Origin of the sequence: Corallococcus carmarthensis (assembly GCF_003611695.1) — a bacterium.
GTDB classification, from domain to species: domain Bacteria; phylum Myxococcota; class Myxococcia; order Myxococcales; family Myxococcaceae; genus Corallococcus; species Corallococcus carmarthensis.
The window spans coordinates 1-4,090 of sequence record NZ_RAWE01000390.1 but is presented as its reverse complement, the minus strand read 5'-3'; the positions used below and the strand labels follow the sequence as shown (position 1 = coordinate 4,090).

General features: G+C 66.3%; 1 protein-coding gene and 1 pseudogene. Both read left to right on the top strand.

The window, feature by feature from the left end; translation table 11 throughout:
* On the top strand, window positions 1-3,077 hold a 3,077-nt coding region (locus D7X32_RS45835), incomplete at its 5' end, for a hypothetical protein (RefSeq protein WP_158625871.1).
* Window positions 3,078-3,317: 240 nt separating this feature from the next.
* Window positions 3,318-4,090: pseudogene (locus tag D7X32_RS43495) on the top strand (hypothetical protein); the annotation flags it as partial.

Here is a 4,090-nt window from a genome sequence, read left to right as displayed (position 1 = left end):
CTCCCATCCCCCCCACCACCGACGTCATCAGCATCCCCGTCGCCGGGCCACTCGACGTCAACGGCGACAGCGGAGAGTTCCGCCTCATCCAGACCGGCTCCTCCCTGGTCCTGGTCGGCGTCGACGATGACCAGAAGCTCCAGGGCTACATCAGCGCGTCCACCGTCGCCTACCTCAGCCGCCCCCAGGGGAACCCGAAACGGCTGGACCCCTGGACCCAATTCACCATCGAGAAGGACTCCACGCAGTCCTCCCTCGCCTTCCTGACCCAGAAGCGCATCGGCGTGGTCGCGCTCCGCGGCCTCGTCTACGTCTTCTGGATCGACACCACGAACAACCTCTTGTGCGCGGCGCGGGTCGCTCCCGGCTCCACTCGCTCCACGACGGACTGGTGTCAGGTCTCGCTGCCCGCCACGGCTGCGGGAGGCAGCGCGACTGCCGTGAAGATCCTCGCCCACGGCGTGTCGGCGTGCGCCGGCAAGGGCGAGACGGAAATCCTGCTCAACTACGTCGCCTGGGACTCCACGCACAACAGCCTGCAGGTCTGGCACCTCGTCCTGGACACGGGTGATTACAATCCGCTCACCAATGACTGGGTCTCCAAGGTTCCGTCCTGGTTCGTGACGGCCCCTGTCACCAACCCCTCTCAGTCGTCCTCGAACCTCTCGCATCTCGACGTCCGCACCATCCTCGTCACCCAGCCGGGAGCCACCGCCACCAGCGCTCCCGTCAATTGCGTCATCGCGGCGTTGTGGGATGAAGGCCATACCACCTCGACCACCTTCTCCTGGACGCTGGACGCCGCGTGCCACGCCAACGTCAGCGCCACGCCGCCAGCGCCGATGCTCCTCGCCTGGCCCAACTCGACGAAGAGCCGCAAGGCCCTGGGGACGAGCCTGGCCGTGGACCCCGCTGGACGGCTCGTCGCCCTGTTCGCCGACGGCAACAAGGAGAACGCGATCTCCGTCGCCGTGATTCAAGACATCCGGCCCCTGCGCCAGATGGATGCGTCGGCCGCGCCTGTCTGGAAGGAGTACGGGAAGATCTTCACGAACGCGACCGAGGACACGGAGGGCCCTCTGTCGATGTGCTTCTCGGTTGGCGCCATCCCCGAATCGTCGGGCCAGGACGCCTCCACCCTCCCCATCATCCTGGGGATGGCATGGGTCCGCAGCGAGTACTCGGTCGGCTCGCCCATCCAGATGTCGTCCCTGAAGTACGGCGACTTCAAGTTGCAGACCGCGCTCCACCCGCCGAAGCAGGAGAACACGGGCAAGCGCCTGCTCACGTCGGTATGCGATCCGTTCCCCATGCCCATCCCGGCACCGGAGGTCTGGGGGAATTCCAGCCCCGACGGCATGGCCGACTGGAACATGTTTGATTACGAGATGAACACGACCCAGGAGGACGTGGTCTTGAATGAGATCAACCTCTCCGCGAGCCTGGGCTTCCAATACTCCTCGAAGGACACGGTCTCCGCGGGCGCCTTCGAGGGCTACAAGGCGGGGGTGAGCTGGGGCATCACCGCCAGGGCCGGAGGCTCGGGACACTTCGCGTGGCAGGACGGGAAGTTCACGGCCCAGAGCATCAAGGTGCAGACGAAGGCCTACCGGCATCCCTACTTCCCGCTCGACGACGCGTCTCCCTACCTGGTCCGGCCCTACGGGTGCTATTTCGGGAGGTCACTGTTCTGGCTGCGTTCCCAGTACGGCACGGCGGCGAACCTCGCCTTCAACCAGAACGCCTCGTTCAGCCCGGCGCCGTTGATCGTGGCCCACTGGCCCGTCGTCTCAAAAGACGCTGATGAAACCGCGGCGGGTGACTTCTTCAGCTACGCGTGCACGCCCGGCGTGGTCGACTCCTACACCGAGGCGGCAATCAACGCCCGGATGTTCGCCCTGTATACCGAGTGCGTGAACAGGCTGGCCGCCAACAAGTCACAGGCGGAGATCCAGCAGATCTTCACGGCTCCGGATGGAACCGACCTCAGCCAATTCTATACAGGCCACAACTACGTCGCGGCCGTCGTCGAGAAGTACGGCACGGAGACCAACATCAATGGCCAGAAGTACCTCAAGTTCGCCATGAGCGGCGGCTCGGTCTGCGACGGCCAGTACCGGGTGTCGAACAGCGAGACCGCGGGCTTCGGCGTCCACCTGGATGTCAATGTCTACGCGGGCTTCCTCCAGACGTCGGAGATTGGCAACGCGGATCAGATGGGCCTCTCCGCCTCGGGAGAGACATACATTGGTGGGACGTTTGACTTCTCGTTCTCCTACAAGCGCGACTCGACGAGCACCACCTCGAGCGGCGTCGGCGTCTACACCTACCTGAATACGCTGGCGCCGACGCAGTCCATGTCGGCCCGGCTGTACATCCTCAAGGAGGCGTATCTGTGGGCGCTCGAGCTGAAGTACTTCCCGGCCATCGCGCGTGATTGGTACATCCAGGCCCTGCGCAACGCGAAGGCGCAGGGGGAGTTCACCTCCCCGTCGGATGAGCCGAACCTGGACATGCTCGCCGGCACCACGTCGGCGGACAACCTCCTGCTCTACGAGCAGTCGCTGCCCACGCGCTTCATGTTCGTCGTCACCGGCTGGGACCAGGGGCCGCTCCCACTGACTCCCATCAACGTGCCCAAGGACCTGCCCGGTGGATACGACATCGCCACCTTCAACGCGGGCGTCCCGGATGGCGCCACCTTCAACCTGCCGGGGCCCTGCGACGTGGCCTACGGGGCGAACGGCCACTTCCGTTTCATCCCGGGAGTGACGGGTGCCATCACCTTCAACAAGGCCACCTTCGGCGATCCGCAGTCCGGTGGCGCGAACCTGGGCTACTACCGGCAGGTCGGCTACCCCAACCGCTCGGCGTACAACGTCCAGCAGGACTTCACCCGGGTCTGCGGTGAGGGCCAGACGCATCCACTGGGAGATGCGCCGACGACGGTGGCGTTCGGAATCGACACGCGCTGGAACGTGGTCGGTGGGCTGACCGGGACCGTCACCGCGTCGGATTCCGTGTTCGGAGATCCGGCATACGGCAAGGGCAAGGAGCTTCGGGTCCTGCCGAAGTAGCTGAACGTCGGCCCCCGGTGACGGCCTCGTCACCGGGTTGGCCGTTCCAAAGCCAGCCACCTTGCGGCTCCTGGAGCGAGCCCGGCTGGGAGTCGGCCGCCCACGGGCTGAAGCCCTGACTCTTGCCTCCCTCCATGCCCTCGGGGGCATGTGCCTGGCGGGTCCAGTCGGCTTGTCGGACTCGGCGGGTATGACGGGGTTCTGCACGCCACGCCGGAGTGCAGTCAGGAGGCGCGAGCAATGGGCAACCGCTGTTGGGCGGTGCTGTGGCTGGGGCTCCTTTCCCTGCGAGGCGCGGCCACGGCGTCGCCTGACTCCGAGGCTTCGGTCCCCAAGGAGCCGCCCAGCTCCGGGTCTTCACTGGCGCGGCTGGAAGTGGCAACGCTCGCGCTCCTTCCGCGCTCAAGTGGCGGTGAGACCGAAGGCTTTCTCCAACTGGAGCCCACGCTCATCCTGGACGGCGGTCCGGAGTTCGGGCTCAACCTCGGCGCTCCCGTCCGACTGCGGGCGTGGGGTGGCACGGGCCTTGTGCGGAGGGAGGACTGGGACAGCCTCTCGGACTGGGGGCAGGTGGTTCGCGGCCTCAAGCTGGGCTCGAACAACGCACCCGTGGGCGTTTGGTTCGGCGCGCTGGAGTCCTACAGCCTGCTGTCCGCGCACCTCGTGCGGCGCTACTCCAACCGAAGCAATCCCGACTACCACCCAGCGGGAGGCTTCCTCACGGGCACGCTGGGGCCCTTCTACACGCAGGCCTTCGCCTCGGACGTACTGGGCGCGCGCCTCATGGGGGCGGAAGTCACGCTGGACCTGGAGCACGTCCTCTTCGGCCAGCCCCGCGAATTGGGATGCTACACGTTGGCACTTTCCGCCGTGCATGACTGGGGGCGGGCTGGAGGGCGCGCTCCTTCAGTGACGCTGGCGCACTTGGACGGCACCGCCGTGGTGGTGGTGCGGCCGGGCTTCGAGGCGCACCTGCTTGCCGGTTGGGGCGGACGGCCCGGTGATGTCTCTTA